At 65.2% G+C, this 26,156-nt stretch carries 21 protein-coding genes and 3 pseudogenes; 7 read left to right on the forward strand and 17 right to left on the reverse strand.

Annotated elements, in window-relative coordinates; all coding sequences use genetic code 11:
• Positions 1–52: 52 nt before the first annotated feature.
• The 3 genes from HDG39_RS25880 to HDG39_RS25890 all read right to left on the reverse strand — a co-directional run bounded on the left by HDG39_RS25880 (position 53) and on the right by HDG39_RS25890 (position 3,201).
• Complete coding sequence (locus HDG39_RS25880; protein ID WP_184009779.1) at positions 53–1,036, reverse strand: 2-dehydropantoate 2-reductase; 984 nt, start codon at positions 1,034–1,036, stop codon at positions 53–55.
• A gap of 71 nt (positions 1,037–1,107) precedes the next feature.
• Positions 1,108–1,902 (reverse strand): class II aldolase/adducin family protein, encoded by a 795-nt coding sequence (locus tag HDG39_RS25885; protein WP_184009781.1) that lies wholly within the window; start codon positions 1,900–1,902, stop codon positions 1,108–1,110.
• Between the two features lie 99 nt (positions 1,903–2,001).
• A complete protein-coding gene (locus HDG39_RS25890) occupies positions 2,002–3,201 on the reverse strand; it encodes an amino acid aminotransferase (protein WP_184009782.1) in 1,200 nt (399 codons plus the stop codon).
• A 192-nt stretch (positions 3,202–3,393) separates the two neighbouring features.
• Here HDG39_RS25890 and HDG39_RS25895 point away from each other — a divergent pair, with 192 nt between their 5' ends.
• Positions 3,394–4,335 carry a LysR family transcriptional regulator gene (locus HDG39_RS25895; RefSeq protein ID WP_184009784.1) on the forward strand — a complete coding sequence of 314 codons (942 nt, stop codon included), beginning with the start codon at positions 3,394–3,396 and terminating at the stop codon, positions 4,333–4,335.
• Positions 4,336–4,393: 58 nt separating this feature from the next.
• Here the strand turns inward: HDG39_RS25895 and HDG39_RS25900 are convergent, their stop codons facing one another.
• The 5 genes and pseudogenes from HDG39_RS25900 to HDG39_RS35915 all read right to left on the reverse strand — a co-directional run.
• Complete coding sequence (locus HDG39_RS25900) at positions 4,394–5,218, reverse strand: helix-turn-helix transcriptional regulator (protein WP_184009786.1); 825 nt, start codon at positions 5,216–5,218, stop codon at positions 4,394–4,396.
• A gap of 103 nt (positions 5,219–5,321) precedes the next feature.
• Entirely contained in the window at positions 5,322–6,449 is a 1,128-nt protein-coding gene (locus tag HDG39_RS25905; RefSeq protein WP_184009788.1) for a hybrid sensor histidine kinase/response regulator, read from the reverse strand.
• Positions 6,450–6,458: 9 nt separating this feature from the next.
• Entirely contained in the window at positions 6,459–7,103 is a 645-nt protein-coding gene (locus HDG39_RS25910; protein ID WP_184009790.1) for a chemotaxis protein CheB, read from the reverse strand.
• Positions 7,104–7,113: 10 nt separating this feature from the next.
• Positions 7,114–7,832: pseudogene (locus HDG39_RS25915) on the reverse strand (CheR family methyltransferase).
• A 34-nt stretch (positions 7,833–7,866) separates the two neighbouring features.
• Positions 7,867–9,084, reverse strand: a pseudogene (locus tag HDG39_RS35915) (response regulator); the annotation flags it as partial.
• Between the two features lie 67 nt (positions 9,085–9,151).
• Between HDG39_RS35915 and HDG39_RS35920 the strand changes: the two are divergent.
• Positions 9,152–9,349: a hypothetical protein gene (locus tag HDG39_RS35920; RefSeq protein ID WP_409259211.1), complete on the forward strand. Its 198-nt coding sequence runs from the start codon at positions 9,152–9,154 to the stop codon at positions 9,347–9,349.
• Between the two features lie 129 nt (positions 9,350–9,478).
• On the opposite strand, the pseudogene HDG39_RS35925 reads toward HDG39_RS35920, so the two are convergent.
• The 5 genes and pseudogenes from HDG39_RS35925 to HDG39_RS25940 all read right to left on the reverse strand — a co-directional run.
• A pseudogene (locus HDG39_RS35925) lies at positions 9,479–10,189 on the reverse strand (CHASE3 domain-containing protein); the annotation flags it as partial.
• 90 nt (positions 10,190–10,279) lie between these two features.
• Positions 10,280–12,400: a catalase HPII gene (gene katE / locus HDG39_RS25925; RefSeq protein ID WP_184009792.1), complete on the reverse strand. Its 2,121-nt coding sequence runs from the start codon at positions 12,398–12,400 to the stop codon at positions 10,280–10,282.
• 117 nt (positions 12,401–12,517) lie between these two features.
• Positions 12,518–13,417 (reverse strand): MipA/OmpV family protein, encoded by a 900-nt coding sequence (locus HDG39_RS25930; RefSeq protein ID WP_184009794.1) that lies wholly within the window; start codon positions 13,415–13,417, stop codon positions 12,518–12,520.
• 358 nt (positions 13,418–13,775) lie between these two features.
• Positions 13,776–14,534: a peptide-methionine (S)-S-oxide reductase MsrA gene (msrA, locus tag HDG39_RS25935; protein ID WP_184009796.1), complete on the reverse strand. Its 759-nt coding sequence runs from the start codon at positions 14,532–14,534 to the stop codon at positions 13,776–13,778.
• A gap of 147 nt (positions 14,535–14,681) precedes the next feature.
• Complete coding sequence (locus HDG39_RS25940; protein WP_026226668.1) at positions 14,682–15,197, reverse strand: Lrp/AsnC family transcriptional regulator; 516 nt, start codon at positions 15,195–15,197, stop codon at positions 14,682–14,684.
• A gap of 140 nt (positions 15,198–15,337) precedes the next feature.
• Here HDG39_RS25940 and HDG39_RS25945 point away from each other — a divergent pair, with 140 nt between their 5' ends.
• Positions 15,338–16,354, forward strand: a complete 1,017-nt coding sequence (locus HDG39_RS25945; RefSeq protein WP_184009798.1) for a 1-aminocyclopropane-1-carboxylate deaminase — start codon at positions 15,338–15,340, stop codon at positions 16,352–16,354.
• A gap of 15 nt (positions 16,355–16,369) precedes the next feature.
• Here HDG39_RS25945 and HDG39_RS25950 read toward each other — a convergent pair whose 3' ends face one another.
• Complete coding sequence (locus HDG39_RS25950) at positions 16,370–17,281, reverse strand: LysR family transcriptional regulator (RefSeq protein ID WP_184009800.1); 912 nt, start codon at positions 17,279–17,281, stop codon at positions 16,370–16,372.
• A gap of 137 nt (positions 17,282–17,418) precedes the next feature.
• On the opposite strand from HDG39_RS25950, the gene HDG39_RS25955 reads away from it, so the two are divergent.
• Complete coding sequence (locus HDG39_RS25955; protein ID WP_184009802.1) at positions 17,419–18,144, forward strand: pirin family protein; 726 nt, start codon at positions 17,419–17,421, stop codon at positions 18,142–18,144.
• A gap of 97 nt (positions 18,145–18,241) precedes the next feature.
• Positions 18,242–18,655: a DoxX family protein gene (locus tag HDG39_RS25960; RefSeq protein WP_184009804.1), complete on the forward strand. Its 414-nt coding sequence runs from the start codon at positions 18,242–18,244 to the stop codon at positions 18,653–18,655.
• A 111-nt stretch (positions 18,656–18,766) separates the two neighbouring features.
• Here the strand turns inward: HDG39_RS25960 and ahpF are convergent, their stop codons facing one another.
• The 3 genes from ahpF to prpR form a co-directional block, all read right to left on the reverse strand.
• Positions 18,767–20,365: an alkyl hydroperoxide reductase subunit F gene (gene ahpF, locus HDG39_RS25965; protein WP_184009806.1), complete on the reverse strand. Its 1,599-nt coding sequence runs from the start codon at positions 20,363–20,365 to the stop codon at positions 18,767–18,769.
• Between the two features lie 172 nt (positions 20,366–20,537).
• Positions 20,538–21,101: an alkyl hydroperoxide reductase subunit C gene (gene ahpC, locus HDG39_RS25970; protein ID WP_090809789.1), complete on the reverse strand. Its 564-nt coding sequence runs from the start codon at positions 21,099–21,101 to the stop codon at positions 20,538–20,540.
• A 147-nt stretch (positions 21,102–21,248) separates the two neighbouring features.
• Complete coding sequence (gene prpR, locus HDG39_RS25975) at positions 21,249–23,270, reverse strand: propionate catabolism operon regulatory protein PrpR (protein WP_184009807.1); 2,022 nt, start codon at positions 23,268–23,270, stop codon at positions 21,249–21,251.
• Between the two features lie 198 nt (positions 23,271–23,468).
• Here prpR and HDG39_RS25980 point away from each other — a divergent pair, with 198 nt between their 5' ends.
• Together HDG39_RS25980 and HDG39_RS25985 are read left to right on the forward strand one after the other, a co-directional pair.
• Positions 23,469–24,353 (forward strand): isocitrate lyase/PEP mutase family protein, encoded by an 885-nt coding sequence (locus tag HDG39_RS25980; protein ID WP_184009809.1) that lies wholly within the window; start codon positions 23,469–23,471, stop codon positions 24,351–24,353.
• 334 nt (positions 24,354–24,687) lie between these two features.
• Positions 24,688–26,127 carry an MFS transporter gene (locus HDG39_RS25985; RefSeq protein ID WP_184009811.1) on the forward strand — a complete coding sequence of 480 codons (1,440 nt, stop codon included), beginning with the start codon at positions 24,688–24,690 and terminating at the stop codon, positions 26,125–26,127.
• Positions 26,128–26,156 lie beyond the last annotated feature (29 nt).

A 26,156-nucleotide genomic window follows, 5' to 3' on the forward strand; every position in this document is an offset into this window, starting at 1 on the left:
AGTGCGAGGGAATTACAGCCATCACAACAAAACGGGCGCTGGCAGACCGACCTCACTGCCTCGGATACAAGCCCAACGTACTCGCATGCAGCCGCGCGAGTCCGAGCAACGCATCGGTATAGGGCGTCGGCACGCGCGTCAGTTGCCCGAGTTCGCGCACCGCGCCGACTAGCGCATCGAGTTCGACCGCCTTGCCGGCCTGCACGTCCTGCAACATCGATGTCTTCATTGCGCCGAGTTTCAGCGTGACCGCGTGACGGTCGTCGGGCGCCTGGTCGATCGGGATGCCGAAGCGCGCGCCGATTTCCTTCGCCTCCAGCATGATGTGCGTGACGAAACCGCGCACCAGTTCGTCACCGAGGATCCGGTCGGTCGTTGCGCCAGTGATCGCGCTGACCGGGTTCATCGTCATGTTGCCCCACAGCTTGAACCACACGTCGCGCTGGATCTGCGCCGAAGCCGTTGCATGGAAGCCCGCCGCCTGCAACAGCGCGGCGAGCAGCTCGATACGCTCGCTCGGCTTGCCCGACGCCTCGCCGACGATCAGTCCGTTGCCCTGGTGATGCCGGATCACGCCGGGCGCGTCGATCAGGCAACTGGCATGCACGACGCAGCCGACCGTCTGCGGAGCCGGGATCGCGGCGGTGATCGCGCCGTCGGGATCGATCGTCTTCAGGCGCTGGCCGGCGAGTTCGCCGCCCAGGCCGTCGCAGAACCACCACGGCACGCCGTTCATCGCCGTCAGCACGATCGTCTCGGGGCCGAGCAGCGGTTTGATATGCGCGGCCACGGTCGCCATCGCCGGGCCCTTCACCGCGATCACGACGAGTTCCTGCACGCCGAGATCGGCCGGCTTGTCGCTCGCCTTCACCTGCTCGGCGTAGATCACGCCGCCTTCGATCAGCCGCAGACCATGCTGGCGCACCGCGTCGAGCGTCGCGCCGCGCGCGACCACGCTGACCCGATGGCCCGCCTGCGCGAGCTTCACTCCCATCCAGCCGCCGATCGAGCCGGCGCCGTAGATCGCTACTTTCATCGCCTGAATCCTTGCCTGTTGCTGTGATTATTGCAGCGTTGATTGTCGCGCTCTTTGACGCGTGGCTTCAATCATTGCCGGAAACTCGCATCGATCCGGTCGACCCGCCGCACCAGCGCATCGAACACGTCCTGCCCGGCGCCGTGGCGCGGATCGAACTGCAGCGCGTCGCGCGAGCAGCGAATCGCGACCTCCTCCGGCACCGGCCGAGCGCGGCCCATCGAGAACGTCGCCACCTGGACTTCGCACGCGCGATTCAGCGTCCACAGAATCGCGAAAGTCTGCGGCAACGTCCGGCCCCACGATAGCAGACCGTGGTTGCGCAGGATTACCGCCTGCCTGTCGCCGATATGCGCGAGCAGCCGCGGCCCCTCTTCCGCATGAATCGTGATGCCTTCAAAGTCGTGATACGCGATCCGGTCGTGCAACTGCGCGCTATAGAAGTTGGTCTGCTGCAGGCCCTCTTCGAGGCAGGCGACCGCGACGCCCGCCGTCGTATGCGTATGCATCACACAGTGCGCGTCGGGCAAGCCCTCGTGAATCGCCGCATGCACCACGAAGCCAGCCGGATTCACGGGATACGGCGAGCCGTCGAGCACGCGCCCCTGCGCGTCGATCTTCACCAGATTGCTCGCGGTCACTTCGCTGTAGTGCAGCCCGAACGGATTGATCAGGAACTGGCGCTCGGCGCCGCTGACGCTTTCGGGCACGCGCAGCGTGATGTGGTTGTAGATCATCTCGGTCCAACCGAGCAGATCGAAAATCCGGTAGCAGGCGGCGAGTTGCACGCGCGCCTGCCATTCGTCCGGATGCATCGCGGCCGATCTTGACGGGCTCGCCGCTGGCGCTTCGAGGGTCGTGGTCATCTCGTCGGTGTCTCCATGATTGTCGTTGTGACGGCGCGCCCATGCGCGCCGCCCATCATATTCACGCGTGCCGCAACAGCGGCCGAGCGCCGGATCGCTTCAGGCGCCCGACACCACCGCCGCGATCGACGACGCGACATAGTCCGCGTTGCGCGCGTTCAGCCCGGCGACGCACATGCGGCCCGAGCGCAGCACGTACACCGCGTATTCGTTGCGCAGACGCTCGACCTGGCTTTCGGACAGGCCCGTATACGTGAACATGCCGCGCTGCGCGACATATCGCGCGCGCATCACTTCATCGACGCGTCCGTCGAGCCCTGCGTGGATCACCTTGCGCATCGCCAGAATGCGCTCGCGCATCGCGCCGAGCTCGGCTTCCCACGACGCGCGCAGCGTCGCATCGGCGAGCACGTTGGCGACGAGGCGCGCGCCGTGCGTCGGCGGATTGCTGTAGTTCGCGCGCACCGCCGACATCAGCTGGCCCGCCACGCGCGCCGCTTCGTCGGCGCTCTTGCAGACCACGCTCAACGCGCCGACGCGCTCGCCGTAAAGCGAGAAATTCTTCGAGAACGAGTTCGCGACGATCAGCGGCACGTTCGCGTCGGCGAGCAGGCGCACCGGCGCGGCGTCTTCTTCGAGGCCCGCGCCGAAACCCTGGTAGGCCATGTCGACGAACGCGATCAGCTTGCGGCGCTGCAAAACCGGCACCAGTTCCGCCCATTGCGACGGGCTCAGATCGACGCCCGTCGGGTTATGGCAGCACGCGTGCAGCAGCACGATGCTCTTTTCCGGCAGCGCGTCGATTGCGGCGAGCATTTCGGCAAAGCGCAGGCCGCCCGTTTGCGCGTCGTAGTACGGATAGGTGTTGACCGTGAGGCCCGCGCCTTCGAACACCACGCGATGGTTTTCCCAGCTCGGATCGCTGATCCACATCTGCGAGCCGGGGAAATAGCGCTTCAGGAAATCGGCGCCGACCTTCAGCGCGCCCGAGCCGCCGAGCGTTTGCAGCGTCGCGATCCGGCCTTCGGCGCGCGCCACGCTGTTGGCGCCGAACACGAGCGCCTGCGCGGTGTCGCGATAGAGCGGCAGACCCGCCATCGGCAGATACGAGCGCGGGCCGATCGCGTCGAGCAGCGCGGTTTCGGCGCGGCGCACCGCGTCGATCACCGGCAGCTTGCCGGCGTCGTCGAAATAGATGCCGATGCTGAGGTTGACCTTGTTCGGCCGGGGGTCCAGCTGAAAGTCTTCGTTCAGGCTCAGAATCGGGTCGCCCGGATAGGCGGGAATATGGTCGAACATGACGGGTCCTTGAAGACGGCCTCTGCAGGCCTGTTGTAGCGGTCGTCCGCGCGCCGCGGGACGACCGGGCAAACCTTGAGTCTAAGCGGGTTTACCGGGCTAAGTCGACCCGCATGAGTGTCGGTCGTCGGCGTGCCGCGCACAATCAATCGATTTTTCATGATTCGTAAGTTTTTCTTTAGAATCGATCATATGCCTCTTACCCGCGTCACGATCCGTCAACTCGAAGCGTTCCTCGCCATCGTCGATCTGCACAGCATCGGCGCGGCGGCGCAGCGGCTCGGGCTGACCTCGTCGGCGGTCAGCCAGCTGCTTGCCGAACTCGAAACGGAGCTCGGCTTCCGGCTGTTCGATCGCACGACGCGGCGCGTCGCGCTGTCCAGCGCGGGGCAGGACTTTCTGGCCTCGGCCGAATCGGTGCTGCGCCACGTGCGCGCAGCCGCCCAATCCGCCGACGATATCCGCAACCGCGCGGCCGGCATCGTGCGGGTCGGCGCGCCGCTCGTCATCGCGTCGACGGCGCTGCCCGCGGCGATCGCCGAATACGCGCGCGACAAGCCGAAGGTGGTAGTGCGCGTCTGCGATACCGTGGTCGAGCAACTGGTGGAGCGCGTCGAGAGCGGCGACATCGATCTCGCGATCGGCCCGGACCGGCAAAGCGGGCCGCGCGTGCGCTCCGAGCCCGCGTTCGCGAGTCCGTGGGTCATGTGGTGCTCGGCCGCGCATCCGCTCGCCGCGCGCCGCCGCGTGCAGTGGCAGCATCTGCGCGACGTGCCGATCGTCGCGACCGGCCGCGACCACGAGCGCGCGGTCGACCAGATGCTCGCCAATCTGCCGGTCGAGGCGCGCATCATTCCCGTCGATGTCGTCGACAACGTGACCACCGCGTTCGGCCTCGCCGCGCAGGGGCTGGCGGTCACGCTCGCGCCAGCCTATGTCGCACCGCTCGCGCGGACCTTCGGACTGGTGATGAAGCGTATCGTCGATCCTGAAACGATTCGTGAGGTATGCGTGTATCGGTCGACCGAGCGTGCGCTGTCGCCATCGGCCGACGGCTTCGCGGATTTCGTGATGCCGTGGTTGAAACGCTGGGATCGGGAGACGCAGGCCGAGGCGCGGGGTAAGCGGAGTTGAAGCGGACTCGAAGCGCGATGCGACGCGCGCTTCGGCGCGAGTTTCGACAGATGTGCAGCTAGGGCTGCATACACAACGCGAACAGTTGCCGCTGATTAGAAATCCCGAGCCGCGCGTACGCGCGCTTCTGGTACGTGACGACGCTTGCTGGCTTCACGCCCATCTGCCCGGCGATCTCGGCCGCGCTCGCGCCATCGAGGGTGCCACGCAACACGTCGAGCTCGCGCGGCGTCAGCGTCGGACATGCGCGCCGCACGCGCGCGAGCATCGCCGCGCCGGTGCCCTGCTGATGTTGCCCGTTCAGCGCGTATTGGCCCTTCGCCGCATGCGCGAACAGCGGCGCGACGCTTTCGATCCGCTCCAGTTCGCCCGGCGCGAATACCCCGTACGCGCGGTCGCGATACAGGTTGATCGACAGCCACACGCTATCCGCCGGCTGCACGAGCAACGACAGCCGGTCCGATACGTTCGGCTGCGCGTAGCAGGCCGCGCGGTACGCTTCGTTTTCGATTTCGTCGCCGCGCTGCTGATGCAGCACCAGCGCATCGCGCGAAGCGGTGCGCCGGCTGTGGTTCGATTGACCGATGATCGCGCGATTGCCGTCGAGCGCATAGAAATGCGCGGCGTAGCGTGCGGCGACGTCGCGCAGAAAATGCCCGCCGCGATGGTCGGCCGCCGACACCGTACGGGGCCGCGCGTCGAACTCATACGCGAAGATCGTGCACTGCGAGACGGGCAGCGACAACGATTCGCCAACCGTCAGCAGAATGCTCGCGGCGAGCGAGTCGGCATCCGGGTGGGAGATCGCCATGACGAGATCGGTGGCGAGCGCGGTGCTGATCTGACCGCTGCGCTGCGGTGATGCGAGGCGCCAGGAACGCATGATGGGGATTCGTGCTTGCGCTGCGTGAATTGGGTTGCGGCAAGCGTAGCACAGCGGGCACGCGGCGCTGGCCCACCGGCGTGATCGCCGGCCTGGCGATGCTTTATCGCCGGGTAAACGACCCCCGCTGCAACGCCACCGTCCTCGGCAATTCGATCGTAAAGGTCGTGCCGGACTCGTCCGTGGATACGACGCTGACGTCGCCGCCATGCATGCGCGCGATCTGCTGCACGATATGCAGACCGAGCCCGAGCCCTTCGCGCGAGCGCGCGCCGTTGCCGTTCGACACGAACGCCTTGAACAGATGCGGAAACACCTCCGCCGGAATCGTGCCGCGATTGGACACCTTCAGGCGCACGCAATCCTCGGCGTCGCCATCGACCTCCACGCCGATATCGCCCTCCGACGCCCCATGATGCAGCGCGTTGCTGACAAGATTCGATACCGCCTGCCACACGAGATCGGTATCCCACGCGCCGGCCGTATTGCCGGTGCAGGTGAACAGGATCTGCTTGCCGCTCTTCTGCGATGCGAATTCGTCGATGACTGAGCGGCACAGCGTCGCGAGTTCGATCGAGCGCGGCTGCAACGGCAGACGTCCGCCTTGCAGGCGCGCGAGGTTCATCAGCTGATCGACCATCCGCGCCATGCGCAGGGAGCTGTTCTTCACGCGCGCGGTGACGGTTGCGGCCTGCTCGTCGGCGGCCGTGCGCATCAGGTATTCCGCCGACGCCAGCACCGCGCCGAGCGGCGTGCGCAGATCGTGGCTGAGCACCGCCATCAGCATCTCGTTCGCTTCGAGCATCTGGCGCGTCGTCACCAGTTGCGCGGCGAGCTGGCGCTTCTGCTGCTCCAACTGCACGAATTCGTCGACCTTCGACTGCAGGATGCGCGGATCGAACGGCTTGTACAGGAAGTCGACCGCGCCCGCCTCATAGCCACGGAACGTGCGCGACGCGTCCTGCGCGGTCGCGCTCAGGAAGATGATCGGCACGTGCGACGTGCGCGGGCTGCCGCGCATCAGCGCGGCCAGCTCGAAGCCGTTCATGCCGGGCATATTGACGTCGAGAATCGCCAGCGCGACTTCGTGCTTGAGCAGCAGATCGAGCGCGGCGGTGCCGCAGCCGGCGACCAGCACCGCGACGTCGGGCCGCGCGAGCAAGGCTTCCAGCGCGGTGATGTTGTGGACGATGTCGTCGACGATCAGGATGTTCACAGGTGAGTTCGTCATGGCACCGGATCAGAGGGAAGTCGGCAACGCGGCAAGGCGCTGCGCCAGGGTTGCGGGATTGTAGATCGCGTCGGCCGCGCCGCGCTCGATCGCCGCGCGCGGCATCTCCGGTGCACCGGCGCTGCCGGGGTCCTGCACCCACGCGGTGCCGCCGAGCGCGCGCACGCGTTCGAGCCCGTGCGCGCCGTCGTCGTTGGCGCCGGACAGCAGGATCGCAAGCAGCCGCTCGGCGTACACCGCGGCGGCCGATTCGAACAGCACGTCGATCGACGGCCGCGAGAAGCGCACCGCCGCGGCGGTCGACAGCGCGACCGTGCGGTCCACTTCGACGAGCAGGTGATAATCGGGCGGCGCGACGTACACGCGGCCCGCCAGGATCGGCTCCCCCGCATCGGGTTCGAGCACCGGCAGCACGCAGCGATGCGCGATCGCCGGCACCAGATAGCTCGGCGAATCGGGCGGCAGATGCGCGACGATCATCACGGCTGCCGCGAAGCGCGCGGGCAGCGCGGCGAGCAGCACGTTGAGCACCTCGATGCCGCCCGCCGACCCGCCAATCACGACCAGTTGATAGCCGCGCCGCGCGTGCGTCCGCGCGGCGGTGCCGGCGTCGGCGGCCTGGGTGGGCGGGGGTTGACTGGTCGAGCGTGGCATCGCGACCTCGCTAACGCTTCTGATAAATGCGTTCGGCCGGGCGAAACTCGTCGAACGCCGGGTAGTGATGTGAAAACCGCAGGGTTTCCTTGCTGCCCAGGCCGAGAAAGCCGCGCCGCACCAGTGCGTTCTCGAACAGCCCCAACGCGCGATCCTGCAAGCCGCGATCGAAATAGATCAGCACGTTGCGGCACGACACCAGATGCGCTTCGAGGAACACTTCGTCGGTAGACAGGCTGTGATCGGCGAACACCACGCGCTCTTTCAGCGAGCCGGCAAAGCGCGCGCCGCCATACGCTGCATGATAGTAGTCCGACAGCGAACGCGTGCCGCCCGCCGCCAGATAGTTCTGCGTGAAGCCCTGGATGCGTTCGAGCGCGTAGATGCCCGCCTCCGCGCGCGCGAGCCCGTCGGGCGCAAACGCGGCAGCACGTGCTCGCGCAGCGCGAGGAAATACGACGGATCGCGAAACATGTCGCTGACCTGCACGGTCAGGTAGCGGAACAGCCGCGAAAACTCGTAGCCGTCGCGCATGATGCGGTCCTGCAATTGCGACAGCGTCTCCACGTTGAATTCATCGAGCGCCTGCGTGAGGCGGCGGCGGAGCGACGACATCGCGTAGTGGCGAAAGTCGTGCTGATACTTCAGATAGATCGCCTCGAGCAGCAGCCGCAGCTCGATGTCGAAATCGCTGATGCGATGCGGTACCTCAGATGCGGACGGTTTCATCGCGTTTCTCGCTTCCGTGCCAACGCTCGCGCCGTCAGCGCTGCCGCAGCCACAAGCGGCACAGCGCGACGAGCTTGTCGACGTCGATCGGTTTCGACACGTAGTCGTCGGCACCCGCTTCGAGGCAGCGCGTGCGATCGTTCGCCATCGCCTTCGCGATCAGCGCGATGATCGGCAGATGCGCGAAGCGCGGATTGCGGCGAATCTCGCCCATCGCGGTCAGGCCGTCCATCTCGGGCATCATGATGTCCATCAGCACCAGATGCACTTCCGGCCCGTTCTCCAGTTCGTCGAGCGCCTCGCGGCCGTTGCGCGCGATCAGCAGTTTCGCGCCGAGCGGCTCCAGCACGTGCGACAGCGCGAAGATGTTGCGCACGTCGTCTTCGGCGAGCAGGATCGTGCGGCCCTCGAACGCATTGTCGCGTTGCCGCACGGTGCGCAGCATGCGCTGCTGCTCCGGCGCGAGCGACGACTCGACGCTATGCAGAAACAGCGTGACTTCATCGAGCAGACGCTCCGGCGATTTCGCGCCCTTGATGATGATCGACTTCGAGTAGCGGCGCAGCCGGTGCTCCTCTTCGTCGGACAGCATGCGGCCCGTGTAGACGATCACCGGCAGCGATGCATGCGCGCTGTTCGCGGCGAGCCGTTCGAGCAGATCGTAGCCGGTGCCGTCCGGCAGCGCGAGATCGGTGACGACGCAGTCGAACGTCAGCGCCGACAGTTGCTCGAACGCCTCGGCGAGCGTCGCGACCGCGACGATCCCGGTGTTCTCGCTTTGCAACAGCGCGCGGATGCTTTCGCGCATCGGCGCGTCGTCCTCGATCACCAGCACGCGCTTCAGGCGCTGTTGCAGCCGCGCTTCGAGGCGGCGGATCGCGGCCTCCATCGTCGAGCGCGCGGTCGGCTTCAGCGTGTAGCCAATCGCGCCGAGATGCAGCGCCTTGTCGGCGTGATCGGTGGCCGACACGATATGGATCGGAATGTGGCGAGTCAGCGGATCGTTCTTCAGCCATTCGAGCACCGTGAGGCCCGAGCGGTCCGGCAGACCGACGTCGAGCAGCACCGCGGCCGGCCGCATGTCGCGCACCAGCGCGAGGCCGCTCGCGGCATCGCTCGCGTGCACGAAGTCGAAGTCGAGTTCGTGCACGAGATCGCGCAGAATCGCGGCGAACGGCGGATCGTCTTCGACCGCGACGATCAGACGGCCCGCGCGGGTGCGATTGTCGCGATCGTCGGCTATCGACGCGGCGGCGGGCTCGGCGGTGCCGGGCAGCAAGGCTTCGCGCGACGCGGTGGGCGGCGCCCGCATCGAGATATTGGGCGAGAAACTCGAGCATCGCGCGGCCGACGAGCGGCGCGCTCGTCTGGCCGACGACCTTGTCCGCGAGCAGGCGCTGGCCCGAGCGCAACCAGACCTGCTGCTCGAGCAGCGCGGTCTGTTCGCCCTGGCGGCGCAGCACGTCGTCGTAGGTCCCGGACAGGTCCAGCAGTTCGCGACGGCCTCGCCACGCTAGCAGGCCGCTGACGACGAGGCTGAACAGCAGGAACACGCCGAGCAGCGTCGCCGTCACGTTGCGCGTCGCTTCGATGCGCTGCTGGCGCAAGCGCAATTCGACGTCGAGAAAATCGCCGAATTCGCGACGCGTTTCGTCGAATTCGAGCTTGCCGCGCCCCGCTGCGATCGCGCTCTCATAGTCCTGGTTGCGGCGGCGCGCGTCGATGATCTGTTCGGCGAAGCGGCTCCAACGCTCCTGCAAGGCCTCGATCTGCTTGAGCCGCTCGATTTGCGGCGGGTTGTCGGCGACCTGCTTTTTCAACGCTTCGAGCTGTGCCTTGAATTTCGGGCCGCCGTTTTCATACGGCGCGAGGAAACTCTCGTTACCGGTGATCAGAAAGCCGCGCATCGACGATTGGCGATCCACCGCGAGCCGCAGCATTTCGTTGGCGTCGCCGATCACCCGCTCGGAGTGCTCGGCCCAGGTCATCGTCGACACGAGATACGCGATCAAGCCGACGAACAGCGCCATCGTGACGAGGCCGACGCCCAAAGGCAGCGCGATATTGCGGCGAAGGATGCGGCGGAAACGGAGTTGATCGACGGCCTGCGATGCGGTCATTTTTTCTGTAAATGGCATGGCGAATCGGGTCGATGCGGAATGTTTTTCGGGTCTGCGCACAGTGTTGAGTGCCGCGATGCGACCGCTGTCATCATACAAGGACGACCCGCATCTCGTAACGGGAGTGCGCTCGTTGAGCCCTGCTGGGCACGGCGCGGCTCCCTTCGCACGATTCGTCGCGCGCGACGCGGAATGCAAAAAGAATCTGGCCGTCAAACACCGGCCAGATTCCTGCATCGACGCGCATCGACGCGCCGCGTTTCAGCTACGCTCAGCACCGTTCAGCGGCTAGCGCGGCAGCGCATCAGCGCAACCGGCTCGGCCCGCTCAGGCCGGCACCGATTCCGCCTGCGCCGCGCGCGACCACACGCGATGCAGTCCGGCGGCCTTGATGAACGCCTTCAACACGTCGGCGGACTGCGAGTCCTCGCCGGTCGCTACGCCGTCCGGCTGCGCGGGCAACTGCGCGGCCGCGAGCAGGTCGCGCCCCGCGCCGAGCGCCGCGATCGCCTTCAGATGCTTGAACGCTTCGAGCACGAAGTGCCGTGCATCGCCCGATTGCGACAGCGCCTTCGCCCCCTTCTGGCCGCCGACGACGATCACCGCGTCGAACATCACAGATGGCAGCCCGGCGATCGTCGCGTCGGGCGCGAGGCCATCGATCTCGGCGAGCGTCGGCGCGATCAGCATCGGCGTCGCGCCTTCGCCCGTGAGCGCCTGCTGCAACTGTTTGATCGCCGCGCTATCGGAGCCGGGTGCGGCGAGCAGCGCGATCTTGCGGGTCTTGATGCCGGGCTTCACGCGATTGAGCAGACTCAACGCCGGCGACGTCTTCGGCCCGACGAGTTTCGCCGTGCCCTGTTTCGGCGCCGGCAAGCCGAGTCCTTCGGCGACCTTCGCGGCGAGATCGGCGTCGAAGTTCGCGAGAATCTCGTTGACCTGGCGCGCGCGAATCTCGGGCTTAGTCACCTTGCCGAGCTCGAACTGATAGGCCGCCGCGATATGGTCTTTTTCCGGCTGCGACATGCTGTTGTAGAACAACGCGGCCTGCGAGAAATGATCGGCGAACGAGTCGCTGCGCACCCGAATCTTCGTGCTCTCGACGCGTTCCTGATAGCTGTCGAAGCCGCCATCCTCAGCGGCCGGATCGGTTTCCTTCGGCCAGCCCTCGTTCAGCGAGTTCGGCTCGTACGACGCCTGGCCGACATGGATCGCCTGCCGATGCATCGCATCGCGCTGATTGTTGACGGATGGACAGACCGGCCGGTTGATCGGAATCTCGTGAAAGTTCGGGCCGCCGAGGCGGCTGATCTGAGTGTCCGTGTACGAGAACAAACGCCCCTGCAGCAACGGATCGTTGGTGAAATCGATGCCCGGCACGATATGCCCCGGATGGAACGCGGCCTGTTCGGTCTCGGCGAAGAAGTTGTCCGGATTGCGATTGAGCGTCATCTTGCCGATGATTTTCACCAGCACCAGCTCTTCCGGGATCAGCTTGGTCGGATCGAGCAGGTCGAAATCGAACTTGTGCTGGTCGGCTTCCTCGACGATCTGCACGCCCAGTTCGTACTCCGGATAATCGCCGCGCTCGATCGCTTCCCATAGGTCGCGCCGGTGAAAATCCGGGTCCTTGCCCGCGAGCTTCTGCGCTTCGTCCCACAGCAGCGAATACGAGCCGAGCATGGGACGCCAGTGGAACTTGACGAAACGAGCTTTGCCCTGCGCATTGACGAAGCGGAACGTATGAACGCCAAAGCCTTCCATCGTCCGGAAGCTGCGCGGAATCGCGCGGTCCGACATCGTCCACAGCACCATGTGCGCCGATTCGGGCACGAGCGAGACGAAGTCCCAGAACGTGTCGTGCGCGGACCCGCCGGTCGGCATTTCGTTCGGTGCTTCCGGTTTCACCGCGTGCACGAAGTCAGGAAACTTGATCGCGTCCTGAATGAAGAACACCGGCATGTTGTTGCCGACCAGATCGAAATTGCCTTCCTGCGTGTAGAACTTCGTCGCGAAGCCGCGCACGTCGCGCACGGTGTCGGCAGAGCCGCGCGGACCTTGCACGGTCGAGAAACGCACATAGACCGGCGTTTCGGCGGCCGGGTCCTGCAAAAACGCGGCCTTGGTGTACTCGCGCATCGATTCGTAGACCTTGAAGACACCATGCGCGGCCGAGCCACGCGCGTGCACGATCCGTTCGGGAATGCGCTCGTGGTCGAAGTGCGTGATCTTTTCACGCATGATGAAATCTTCCAGCAGCGATGGACCGCACGGTCCCGCACGCAACGTGTTCTGGTTGTCGGCGATCTTGACGCCCTGATTGGTCCTCAGGGCCTCGCCTTGCGGCTTCACGCGATTGCATTCGAGATCGTTCGATTTCGCGTCGTTCGACTGCGCTGCCCCGTTTGCCTGGGCCGCGGGCTTCTGGGTATTCGCTTTACCTGCCATGGGATCACTCCTTGTGTTCGGGCGCGCGGCGACGGAGGCGTCGCGGCGCACGGTCAGAGAGTCAGCAAGGGCTATACCCACGAAGTCACGGCGCAGTGGCTGCGACGCGGCGGTGCGTCAGAACCGGTAGTTGATCGACACGTCGGCGACGCCGGTCGCGCGGCTGCGCGTGATCGGACTGTTGCCCGCGCTGCCGACGAGCTGCTCGAACGCGCCGTCGGCGGTCGCGAACCAGTGCTTGCTGAACAGCCAAATCGCGCTGACGCCGAAACCCACCGACTTGAAGCCCGCGCTCGCGTGATACTGCGGATACTGCGAGTGCGCGGCCTGCTCCTGATTGACGCCGAACCAGCTGTTCATGTAATTGGAGTCCGCGAGCACCACGTTCGGGCCGGCGAACCAGAAGAACTGCTTCGTGCTGCCGGGCATCGGCATATAGGCGCCGAGATCGCCGATCCAGCCGTTCGATCCGCCGAAATAGCGGCGGATATCGGCGCGCAGGACGAGCGGAAAATCCTTCGACACGACGTACTCGCCCGACAGCTTCAGACCGGGCGCCGGGTTGATGTTGCCGAGCCCGTTGAGTTCCTGCGGATCGTCCTGGCCGCGTCGCCCGAGGTCGTAGACCGCGGCGAGACTCATGCGCCAGTTCTCGCCCTGCGCGAAATTCACGCCGAAGCCTTCGCCGCTCGACAGAAAGAACAGATCCTTGTAGCGCACGTCGATGCTCGGGCCGGTCACCAGGTGATAGCGGTCCGATCCTTCGAAGCGCGGCTGGAACGATGTGGCCACGCCGAAGCGCAGTTGCCAGTCGGGAATGTTCGGCTGCCACATCTTCTGCAGCGGAATGCCCACCGAATATTGCCATTCGCCGAGCGGCGACGGCGTCTGCGCGAAGACCACACCCGGCAGGCAGGCCATCGCACCCAAGGTCGCGGCGACGAGCGAGCTCGCCGCGATGCCGGTTTGTTTATGGCGAGGCATGGCGCCCCGCTTCTTTCTACGGCTGTTCACCACCGGAAGCCTCCAATTTCGCTCGTCGCGATGAGGTTAGGTTTTCGCCCGGGGTCCAGCGCGGACCCAAAAACGCGGACGGCCGCCGCGCTGTTACTTACGGCGTGTAATTTTTCCAATCGATGAAGCTGGCAGCGCGATGCGCACGAGGCGCGGCGAGCCCGCATGACCCACGCGCTAGCGTGGTGGCCACTGCGCATAGTCCTTGCGCGCCGCGGTGACGCGGACAATGGCCAACGGAGCATTGCTGCGCAAGATATGCGCCAACTCTGTGGAAGATTGATGACGAGCGCGACCCAAGGCGTAAGCCGAAGACGGTCCGGCGCTGCGGCGGCGCCGCTGGCGCCGCCGTTCGGAGGGGTTATTGCCCTGCTTCGACGAGCACCGGCTTGTCGCGATACAGGTTGGGGAACAGGCGTTTCAGGTTGGCGATTTTCGGCATGTCATTGAACACGATGTAGGCCGAATCGGGATGCAAGGTCAGATAGTTCTGGTGATACGACTCGGCCGGATAGAAGCCCTTGTAGGGCTCCGTCTTCGTGACGATCGGCGCGGGGAACACGTGCGACTTGTCGAGCTGCGCAATGTAGCTTTGCGCGACGTGCCGTTGCGCGTCGTTCAGCGGAAAGATCGCGGAGCGATATTGCGTGCCGCTGTCGGGCCCCTGACGATTCAGCTCGGTCGGGTCCTGAACCACCGAGAAATACACCTGCAGCAACTGGCCGTAGGTGACCTTGCCAGGATCGAACGTGACCTGCACCGATTCGGCGTGCCCCGTCTCGCCGCCGCTGACGGTCTCGTACTGCGCGGTGTCGCGTGAGCCGCCCGAGTAGCCGGACACCGCCCGCGTGACACCGCGCACATGCTGGAACACCCCCTGGACGCCCCAGAAGCAGCCACCCGCGAACACCGCGGTTTCCGCGTGCGCGGTGCTGGCCGGGATCGGTTCGTCGAGCGCGGGCGGCGCGATCACGACGGCGCTCTCCGCCGCGAACGCGACGCGCTGCGCGAGCGGCAACGCGAGCGCGGCCGCGCCTAGCAGCAACGACAACACGGCCGCGCACGTGCGTTTCGAGGTGCCGCCGAACGATGTAAGGAATTGCGGTCTGTTGCGAGTCATGATGGTCGCTCCGGAAAAGTGCCGGCGCCCGCCCGCGTTGGCACGGTGCTGCCACGGCCACATGCGGGTGCGCCGAAGCTTCGTCGCGCGGGCGCGGCGTTTATGACAGCATGCGCGCTTTCGCGGCCGGCGGCGCGGCCGCGCGACTCACAGCGGAAATTTCGTGGTCGACAGGATTTCCTTCAGCACCATGAATGAGCGGATCTGCCGTACGCCCGGCAGATACAGCAACTGCTCGGCGTGTAGTCGATTGAAGCTGTCGCTGTCGCGCGTGCGGATCACCATGAAATAGTCGAACTCGCCGGTCACCACGTGGCACTCCATGCAGCCGGCCACTTTCTGCGCGGCCTTCTCGAACTCGGCGAACGACTCGGGCGTCGAGCGATCCAGTACCACGCCGATGATCACGAGCATGCCCGCGCCGGCCGCCTTTGGATCGAGCAGCGCGACCACGCCGCGAATCAGCCCCGATTCCTTCAAGCGTTCGACGCGCCGCAAACACGCCGGCGCGCTCAGCTTCACTTTCGCGGCGAGCGCCACGTTCGAAATCGACGCGTCGGTTTGCAACTGCCGCAGGATCGCGCGATCGATGCGATCGAGCGGGTGGTGAATCGCGCCGATGCCCGAAGGTGGCGCTCCAGCACGAACTTTCGTTGCGCTCATGACCATGTGTACGAAGTTTTGTTAGGAAACGGACATTCTTTGGTTTCGAAAAATACGTCCGCGCGGTTTTTTTCGCAAGCTCATTTCTGGCGGTTTTTCCTAACATGGACTCACGGAAATCACCCCACCACGGAGCCGCGATGAACCTGCAACGATTCCCCCGCTACCCGCTCACCTTCGGACCGACGCCAATTCAACCGCTCAAGCGTCTGAGCGAGCATCTCGGCGGCAAGGTCGAGCTGTATGCCAAGCGCGAGGACTGCAATAGCGGCCTCGCGTTCGGCGGCAACAAGACCCGCAAGCTCGAATATCTGATCCCCGACGCGCTCACGCAGGGCTGCGACACGCTCGTGTCGATCGGCGGCATCCAGTCGAACCAGACGCGCCAGGTCGCGGCGGTTGCCGCGCATCTGGGCCTGAAGTGCGTGCTCGTGCAGGAGAACTGGGTCAACTACTCGGATGCGGTGTACGACCGCGTCGGCAACATCCAGATGTCGCGCATGATGGGTGCCGACGTGCGGCTCGTGCCGGACGGCTTCGACATCGGCTTTCGCAAGAGTTGGGAAGACGCGCTCGACAGCGTGCGCGCGGCCGGCGGCAAGCCGTACGCGATTCCGGCCGGCTGCTCGGATCATCCGCTCGGCGGCCTCGGCTTCGTCGGCTTTGCCGAAGAGGTGCGTCAGCAGGAAGCCGAACTAGGCTTTAAGTTCGACTACATCGTCGTGTGCTCGGTGACGGGCAGCACGCAGGCTGGCATGGTCGTCGGTTTCGCCGCCGACGGTCGCGCCGATCGGGTGATCGGCATCGACGCATCGGCGAAACCGGCGCAGACACGCGAGCAGATCATGCGCATCGCGAAGCGGACAGCCGAGAGCGTCGAGCTGGGCCGCGACATCACCGCGAAGGACATCGTGCTCGACGAGCGCTACGGCGGCCCGGAATACGGTCTGCCGAACGACGGCACGCTCGATGCGATCCGTCTGTGCGCGCGGCTCGAAGGCATGCTGACCGACCCGGTGTACGAGGGAAAGTCGATGCACGGCATGATCGACAAGGTGCGCAACGGCGAATTTCCGGCCGGCTCGCGCGTGCTGTATGCGCACCTGGGCGGCGTGCCGGCGTTGAGCGCGTACAGCTTTATCTTCCGCGACGGTTGATGCGGTTTAGGGGAATTAGCCGAGGGGCGTCCGCGGTTCGGTCGCGAGCTTCTTCCTCAGATGCTTGCGCAGAAACTCGACGAACGCCCGGATCGTGACCGAGCTTTGCCGATGCTGCGGATACACGGCATAGACGCCCGTCGCCGACGGCAGGAACGCTTCGAGCACGGGCACGAGTTGTCCGCTTGCGAGCGCATCGGCGACGATGAAATCCGGTAGCCGAACGATTCCAAGTCCCGCGACGGCCGCATCGCGAATCAGATCGCCATTATTGGCGCGTAACGGCCCGCGCACCTCGATGCTCTTCACCACGCCCTCGACGCTGAAGTCCCAGCTCACCGCGCCGCCATGGCCGTACAGCAGACATTCGTGGTTCGCGAGATCGCCAGGTACGGCCGGGCTGCCACGCCGACGCAGATAACCAGGGCTGCAGCACGCGAGCATCTTCACATCGATCAGCTTTTGCGCGATCAGCGACGAATCCGCCAGCGTGCCGATACGGATCGCCATGTCGAAGCCTTCGCCGACCACATCGACGGCGCGGTCGCTCAGTTCCATATCGAAGCGCACGTCGCGATGCTCGCGCAGAAACGCCGCGACGAGCGGCGACAGATGCATCATGCCGAACGACATCGGCGCGCTCACGCGTAGCAGCCCGCGCGGCCCGGCGCGGCGCAGCGACATGGCCTGCTCGGCGTCCTCGACCTCGCCGAGGATGCGCTTCGCGCGCTCGTAGAACTCCTGACCCAGATCGGTCACCGCCAGCTTGCGCGTGTTGCGGATCAGCAGTTGCACACCGAGCGCTTCCTCGAGCGCCATCACACGGCGGCTCACGAACTGTTTCGACAGCGACAGCCGGTTCGCCGCGGCGGTGAAATTGTGGGCGTCGACGGTCGCGACGAAGATCCGCATGTCATCGAGTTGCATCTTATTGTCCACTTCAATGCGACAGTGTTTCCGGTTTTATCATGATTATAGCCATCCTGATTGACCTACACTGTCGTTCATGGATCGCAGCCAAACATCTGGCCCGGATCGCACGATAAAACTCAAGGAGAAAGAGCATGCTCGAAATCAGACACGCCAACCAACGTGGCCGCGCGGAACACGGCTGGCTCAGCTCGCGTCATACGTTTTCGTTCGCGAACTATCACGATCCGAAGCAGAACGGCTTCTCCGACCTGCTCGTGATCAACGACGACCGTGTGGCGCCGGCGCAGGGCTTCGGCAAGCATCCGCATCGCGACATGGAGATCTTGTCGTACGTGCTCGAAGGCGCGCTCGAACACAAGGACACGATGGGCACGGGCTCGGTGATCGTGCCGGGCGACATCCAGTTGATGAGCGCGGGCACCGGTGTGGCGCACAGCGAATACAACCATTCGAAGAGCGAGCCGGTGCACTTTCTGCAGATCTGGATCGCGCCTGCCCAGCAAGGCACGAAGCCGCGCTATCAGCAACAGCACTTCGGCGCGGCCGACAAGCGCGGTGTGCTGCGGCTCGTGCTGTCGCCGGACGGTGCGAACGGTTCGCTGCAGTTGCAACAGGATGCGCGCGTGTATGCCGGTCTGTTCGACGGCGAGGAAACCGCACGGCTCGAACTCGCGAAGGACCGCTATGCATATGTTCAGGTGGCGCGCGGCAGCGTCACGGTGAATGGCGTCGAGCTTGGCGAGGGTGACGGCGCGCGGGTGCGGGGTGAAGAAGCGCTGACGTTCACGCAGGGCCGCGATGCGGAAGTGCTCGTGTTCGACCTGCGTAATATCGAAACCTCGGCGTTGTGGGCATAAGCGCTCCGCTTGCGCCGCTATTGACTCAAACCTGAACGCGGCTCGCTGAACGACGATTTCCAGCGAGCTTCATCGCTCTACCCTATCGGGAGAAATCATGCGCTACACACTGTTTGAAAACCAGAAAGACGTCGTCGTTCTCGTCGCCCGAATCCTGCTGATGGTGCTGTTCGTGATGTTCGGCTGGTCGAAGCTGACCGGCTTTGCCGGCACCGTCGCTTATATGACGTCGACCGGCGCGCCCGTGCCGGCGTTGTCGGCTGTTATCGCGGTGGTGATGGAGCTTGTCGTGGGCGTCGCGCTGTTAGTGGGATTTTTCACGCGACCGCTGGCGCTGCTGCTTGCGGTGTATACGCTCGCCACCGCGATCATCGGCCATCACTACTGGAACATGACGGGCGCGATGCAGTACGACAATATGATTCATTTCTACAAGAACATCGGCATCATCGGCGGGTTGCTGCTGTTGTGCGTGACCGGTCCCGGCAAGTATTCGTTCGACCGGCGGTGATACCGATTCCCGTGCTTTAACGAACAAGGCCCGCACGAATGCGGGCCTTGTTGCATGCGCAAACTGAAACGGCGGCCCGCGGGCCGCCGTTTGCGTCTCTGATCTACCGAATCAAACCGCTGCTTCGGCTTCCGCTTCCGCTTCGCTGACCGCCGCGACTTCTTCGCTGTTGCGGATCAGGTGATCGAATGCGGACAGCGATGCCTTCGCACCCTCACCCACCGCGATCACGATCTGCTTGAACGGCACCGTGGTCACGTCGCCGGCGGCGAACACGCCCGGCACCGACGTCGCGCCGCGCGCATCGACGACGATCTCGCCATGCTTCGACAGCTCGACCGTGCCCTTCAGCCATTCGGTGTTCGGCACGAGACCGATCTGCACGAACACGCCTTCGAGTTGGACGTTCTTCACTTCGCCCGAAGCGAGGTCCTTGTAGACCAGACCGTTGACCTTTTTGCCGTCGCCGGTGATTTCCGTGGTCTGCGCCTGCGTGACGATCGTCACGTTCGGCAGGCTGCGCAGCTTGCGTTGCAGCACCTCGTCGGCACGCAGCGTCGCACCGAATTCGAGCAGCGTCACTTCGCGCACGAGACCCGCGAGGTCGATCGCGGCCTCGACGCCCGAGTTGCCGCCGCCGATCACCGCGACGCGCTTGCCCTTGAACAAGGGGCCATCGCAGTGCGGGCAGTACGCGACACCATGATTGCGATACTCGCGCTCGCCCGGCACGTTGATTTCGCGCCAGCGCGCACCGGTCGCCAGGATGATCGTCTTCGCCTTCAGCACCGCGCCGTTGGCCAGACGCACTTCGATGATGCGCCCCGGAATCAGCGCTTCGGCGCGCTGCACGTCCATGATGTCGACGTCATAGGCCTTCACGTGCTGTTCGAGCGCGGTCGCGAACTTCGGTCCTTCGGTTTCGGTCACGGAGACGAAGTTTTCGATCGCCAGCGTATCGAGCACCTGGCCACCGAAACGCTCGGCCACGACACCGGTCGCAATGCCCTTGCGCGCCGAGTAGATCGCCGCCGCCGCGCCCGCCGGGCCGCCGCCGACGATCAGCGTGTCGAACACCGGCTTATTCTCCAGTTGCTTCGCGGCGCGCGCACCGGCGTTGGTATCAAGCTTCGCGAGGATTTCCTTCACGCCGCTGCGGCCCTGGCCGAAGGTTTCGCCGTTCAGGAACATGGTCGGTACCGCCATGATCTGGCGCGCGTCGACTTCGTTCTGGAACAGCGCGCCGTCGATCGCGACGTGACGGATGCGCGGATTGATCAACGCCATCACGTTCAGCGCCTGCACGACTTCCGGGCAGTTCTGGCACGACAGCGAAAAATACGTTTCGAATTGATAGTCGCCGTCGAGGCTGCGGATCTGTTCGATCACCGCATCGTCGAGTTTGACCGGATGGCCGCCGACCTGCAGCAGTGCAAGGACGAGCGACGTGAATTCATGCCCCATCGGAATGCCGGCGAAACGGATGCCGGTTTCCTTGCCCGCTTCGCCGATCGAGAACGATGGCTTGCGTTCGTCGTCGCCGCGACGCTCGATCAACGTGACGCGCTCTGACAAGGTCGCGATGTCGTTCAGCAGGGCCAGCAGCTCCTGGGACTTCGCGCTGTCGTCGACCGACGCGACGAGCTCAATAGGCCTGCTAACTTTTTCGAGGTACGACTTCAGTTGAGTCTTGAGATTGGCGTCAAGCATGGCGTTGCGATTCCGTGACGAGGGGTATGGGTGTCCCGGCGCCGCACGCATCCGGATAGGACGTGTTGGGCCCGGGGACGCGCGAAGCGCCGTATCAGGCAATTCGCGCGGTGAAGCGCCGGGAAGATCCCGGCAGATGCAGACTGCGGGTGCAGCGTGAGCTGCGCGAACCTTAGATCTTGCCGATCAGGTCGAGCGACGGGGTCAGCGTTTGCGCGCCCGGCGTCCACTTGGCGGGGCACACTTCGCCCGGGTGCTTTGCGATGTACTGAGCAGCCTGAACCTTGCGCAGCAGTTCGCCAGCGTCACGGCCGATGCCGTTGTCGTGGATTTCGCACAGCTTGATCTCGCCTTCCGGGTTGATCACGAACGTGCCACGCAGCGCGAGGCCCTCTTCTTCGATCAGCACGTCGAAGTTGCGCGAGATAGCGAGCGTCGGATCAGCCAGCATCGGGTACTTGATCTTGCGGATCGTATCCGACGTGTCGTGCCAGGCCTTGTGCGTGAAGTGCGTATCGGTCGACACACTGTAGATTTCCACGCCCAGCTTCTTGAAATCTTCATAACGATCGGCCAGGTCACCGAGTTCGGTCGGGCACACGAATGTGAAGTCGGCCGGGTAGAACACGAAAACCGACCACTTGCCCTTCAGGCTTTCTTCAGTGACGGTCTGGAAATCGCCGTTGTGAAAAGCCTGCGCTTTGAACGGTTTGACTTGACTGTTGATGATCGGCATTTGCTGAATCCTCTCTTTGAGGGGGTTGGAAAGTGGAGTCAGTATGTCAGACTACGCTTAATAGGTAAAGTGGATTGTGTCAATGAGTTCAATAGTCCTGCACTATTAATTTCGTCGGTCGAAACTATCGGACGATTTGCCGGGCTTTCAGCCCTTCAGAAGCCGCCACAGCGTGGTTCTGCCGATGCCCAGCGCGCGGCTCGCGGCGGCGCGATTGCCGCCCGATTGTTCGAGGGCGCGCAGCGCGGCCTCACGGCTGGGGGTAGCGCGGGGCGCCGCACCGCCGGGCGCAGGGCCCGGAGGCGCCTGTGTGATCTGCTCGACCTCGACCGCCCTGATCCGGAAGAACTCGGGAAACACGGCCTGCCGTTCTGGCAAGGCGTCGGCAGTCAAGTTCCCGGACATCTCGCTGGTTGGCTCACCGATATAAATCGCCGCGCGGGCCAGGAGATTTTCCAGTTCACGGACGTTACCGGGCCACGCGTAATCCGCAAAAAGCGGGGCGAGGAACACGAGCACCCGTTCGAGCCCCGCCGCCGACAAGCCGTACTGCAGCGCGCTGCGCTCCAGCAGGTGCCGCGCCAGCGGCGCAATGTCGGCACGGCGTTCGCGCAGCGGCGGCAATTTTATCTGAAGCAGATTTAATCTGAAATACAGGTCCGCGCGAAACGCGCCCTCCTCGACGAGCGCGTGCAGATCGCGGTGCGTCGCGGCGATCACCCTCACGTCGACCGGCGTCGCGCGGCCCGCGCCGAGCTTCATCACCTCGCGCTCCTGCAGCACGCGCAATAGCCGGCTTTGCAGCGCGGCCGGCATTTCGCCGATCTCATCGAGAAAAATAGTGCCGGTGTGCGCGATTTCAAACAACCCCGGCTTGCCGCCGCGCCGCGCGCCCGTGAACGCCCCTTCCTCGTGTCCGAACAGTTCGCTTTCGATCAGCCCCTCGGGCACCGCCGCGCAGTTGAACGCGACGAACGGATTGCCGCGCCGCCGGCTCGCGTTGTGGATGCCCTGTGCGACCAGTTCCTTGCCGGTGCCGCTTTCACCACTCAGGAGCACGGTCGCGTCGTGCGCGGCGCCGGCGCGCGCGAGCCGGCGCACGCGCTCGAGCGCTGCCGAAGCGCCGATCAGATCGTCGAGCCGGTGCCGCGCGACCAGATGCCTCGGCCGCTGGCTGGTGCGCAGGGAACGGTCGATCCGCTGCGCGACGAGTGCGTCCTGCGCCGTCACGACGAAACCTGCGCGCGCACCCTGCTCGACGATCGGCACACAGCCGACGATTAGTGCGCGGCCACCGATCTGTTCGATGCGTTCGTCGACCGGCTGGTCGGCGGCGCGCGTCTCGCGCAGCAGCGGCGCGAGCGCGCGCGCGACTCGTGCGGGGGTGTCCTCGTCGTCGTTTGGAAGCTCCTGCGCGGCGCCTAGACCGAGCAGTTCGAGCATGGCCGGGTTGACGGCTTCGAGCTGGGCGGCTTCGTCGAACGCGGCGACGCCGTCGCGCAGATGCGCGACGATCGTGTTCAGGCGCACCCGCTTCGATTCCTTCTGGCGGCTCACGCGCGCCAGTTCGACCGAGCGCTCGAACGCTTCCTCGACCGCGGCAAGCGAATACAGGAACACGCTTTCCATGCCGGCCTGCTGCGCCAGATCGCAGGCCATGCCAGCGCCGACCACCACGCGGCAGCCCTGCGCGGCGAGTTCATCGACTGCGAGCCGCACTTCGTCGATCGACCGATACGCGCGCTGCCGCAGATCGACGTTCAAGAGCGGGCTCAGGTCGGCCAGTTCCTGGGCGATTGCTTCGTGCAGCACGAGCCCGATGCGCGCCTGCGGCCATGTGGCCGTCGCGCGCGTGATCGCGCTCAACACGTCGAAGCCATTCACCTTGACCATTACCACCGGCACGCTGAGGTTCTCGCGCAGGTACGCGCCGTTTGAGCCGGCGGACAGTACGACGTCGACCGAACCTGCGTCCACGTAAGCCTGCAACGCAGCGACGGCCGCGCCGTAGCCCTCCCGCACCGTGAAGAACTTCGCCCGGCCCGCGTAGCGCGGCGCCACTGCCTCGCAAAGCGACTGCAGTCGGCTGATACTGACGAGTGCGACACCGGGCCGCCCGGCATCGACGGCGGGGCTAGGATTCGCGACAAATGGGGTGAACGTGGACACGCGGCTCTCCTTGATTGAAACGTTCCTCGAAACGTTTCATGAAACGTTTCACCGATTGTGCCACGAACGTCCAGGCCGAGCTGATATCGCGCAAACCCTTGTTCCAGCGGCACGACTCAAGAAACGCTCGCCAATGGCACGCTTCCTGCAGAATGTCGCCGGCGTTGTACTACCGATTTCCCTCATGGAGACCCCATCATGACCACCACTTCCGCCAGCCGCCGCGCCGCCTTCCGCGCCAAGGTCAATCAGCGTCAGGGCCTGCTCGTGCCCGGCGCGTTCAACGCGATGAGCGCGCGCGTGATCGAGGACGCCGGTTTCGAAGCGGTCTACATCACCGGCGCGGGCGTCACCAACATGTCCCTCGGTCTACCCGACCTGGGCTTCATCGGCCTTGCTGAAGTCGCAGAGCACACCGCGCGCATCCGCGACGCGGTCGCGCTGCCGCTGATCGTCGATGCCGACACGGGCTTCGGCAACGCGCTGAACGTGCGCCAGACCGTGCGCGTGCTGGAGCGCAGCGGCGCCGACGTGATCCAGTTCGAAGATCAGGTGATGCCAAAAAAATGCGGCCACTTCTCGGGCAAGGAAGTTGTCGCGGCGAGCGAGATGGTCGGCAAGATCCGCGCGGCTGTCGACGCGCGCGAAGACGCGAACCTGCAGATCATGGCTCGTACCGACGCGGCTGCGGTCCACGGCATCGAGGACGCTATCGAGCGCGGTCATCGCTTCATCGAGGCGGGCGCCGACATCCTGTTCATCGAGGCGACCGAATCGCTCGCCGACATCGAGCGTCTACCGGGGTTGTTCAATGTGCCGCAGCTGATCAACATCGTGATCGGCGGCAAGACGCCGGTGCAGTCACGCGACGCGCTCGCGAAGCTCGGCTACGGCATCGTGCTGTACGCGAATGCGGCGCTGCAGGGCGCGGTGCTCGGCATGCAGCGCGCGCTCGGCACGCTGCAAAGCAACGGCCGCCTCGACGAGGACGCGACGATCGTCGCGCCGTTCAGCGAGCGCCAGCGGCTCGTCAACAAGCCGCTGTATGACCGGCTGGACAACGAGTACGCGGGGAAGGACTGACGCTCGGGCGGCGGCGCGGCGGTGCGACGCGCTGCATGCCTGCGCGATATGGAACCCTTTATTGCGTTAGGATTCAGGGCTGGCAATCAGGGCTGGCAATCAGGGATGACAAGCGGGACTGTCACTCAGTCAAGCTGATGTTCCCGCCAGCCCGCCGCGACAGTTCGCGGCCCCGGCCTCCACCCGTCGGCTCGCTCTCCTGGCTGCCGGCAGAATCACAAAAGCGCAAACGAAAGGTAGTCGCAAGCACCATGAAGTCAAACTATTCACGCGCCCGGCGCCGGCTCGTCAATTGTCTTTCAGCGCGCCCGCGCGCAGCACGGGAGCTCGCCCGATGAGCTGCAGCGGCACCCGCACCGCGCACGTCGGCTGGCTGCCGTACATCGTCGCGGCTACCTTCTTCATGGAGTACCTCGACACCACGGTGATCGCCACCGCGCTGCCGCAGATGGCGCGTTCGTTCGGCGTCGGCCCGAACAGCCTGAGTCTCGGCATGACCGCCTACATGCTCGCGCTCGCGATCTTCATCCCGGCGAGCGGCTGGGTCGCCGACCGCTGCGGCGCACGCACCGTGTTCGTCAGCGCGATCGGCGTGTTCACGGTCGCGTCGGTGCTGTGCGGACTGTCGCAGAACGTGCCCGAGTTCACGGCCGCGCGGCTGCTGCAAGGCATCGGCGGCGCGATGATGGTGCCAGTCGGCCGTCTCATCGTGGTCCGCAGCACCGAGAAAGCTCGCATGATGCAGGCGATCTCGACGATCACATGGCCGGCCATCGCGGCGCCGGTGATCGGCCCGCCGATCGGCGGATTCATCACGACCTACGCGTCGTGGCGCTGGATCTTCCTGTTGAACGTGCCGTTCGGCCTCGCGGCGATTGCGGTCGCGCTCGCCATCGTGCCGAACCTGCGCGGCACCGAGCGCAAGCCGCTCGACGTCGTCGGCCTGCTGCTGAGCGGCGTCGCGCTGACCGCGATTCTGTACGGCGCGGAACTCGCGAGCCAGCCGGCCACCAATCCGTGGCTCGCGGTCTCGATCGTGGCGGGCGGTCTGCTGGTCGGCGCGCTCGCGTTCCAGCATGCGAAGCGTCATCCGTATCCGCTCGTCGACGTGTCGACGCTGAAGGTGCCGACGTTTTCCGTGACGGTCATCACCGGCTCGTTCACGCGCATCGGCATTGGCGCGGTGCCCTATCTGATGCCGCTGCTGTTCCAGGTCGGTTTCGGGCTGTCGGCGTTCCGCTCGGGGCTGCTGCTGCTCGCGAGCGCGCTCGGCAATCTCGGCATGAAGGCGCTGACCACGCGCATCCTGCAGCGCTACGGCTTCCGGATGGTGTCGATCGTCGATGTGGCGGTGGCCGGCATTTTCATCATCGCGTGCGGACTGCTGACGCCGGACGTGCCGCTCGTGTTCGTGCTGATCGTCGTGTTCGTGTACGGCGTCGCGCGCTCGATGCAGTTCTCGACGCTCGCGACGCTCGCCTATGCCGACATCCCGCAGCCGCAGATGAGCGCGGCGAGTACCCTGTGGAGCGCGGCCGCGCAGATGACGATCGGTCTCGGCATCGCATTCGGCGCGGTGTCGCTGCGCGTCGCGGCGCTGATCAACGGCGAGACGACCGGCCACGTGTTCACGCTCGACGATTTCCGCCTCGCGTTCCTGTTCGCGGGCGTGCTGACGCTGCTGTCCGTGCTTGGATACATGGGGCTCGCCCGCAATGCTGGGCAGAGTATCGGTGGGGGTTCGCGCGGCGGTGAAACTCCGGCGAAGAGCTAGGGGACGCGCAAGCGCTGCGCGATCAAAAG

Origin of the sequence: Paraburkholderia lebeckiae (genome assembly GCF_014201005.1) — a bacterium.
In the GTDB taxonomy this organism is placed as follows: domain Bacteria; phylum Pseudomonadota; class Gammaproteobacteria; order Burkholderiales; family Burkholderiaceae; genus Paraburkholderia; species Paraburkholderia tuberum.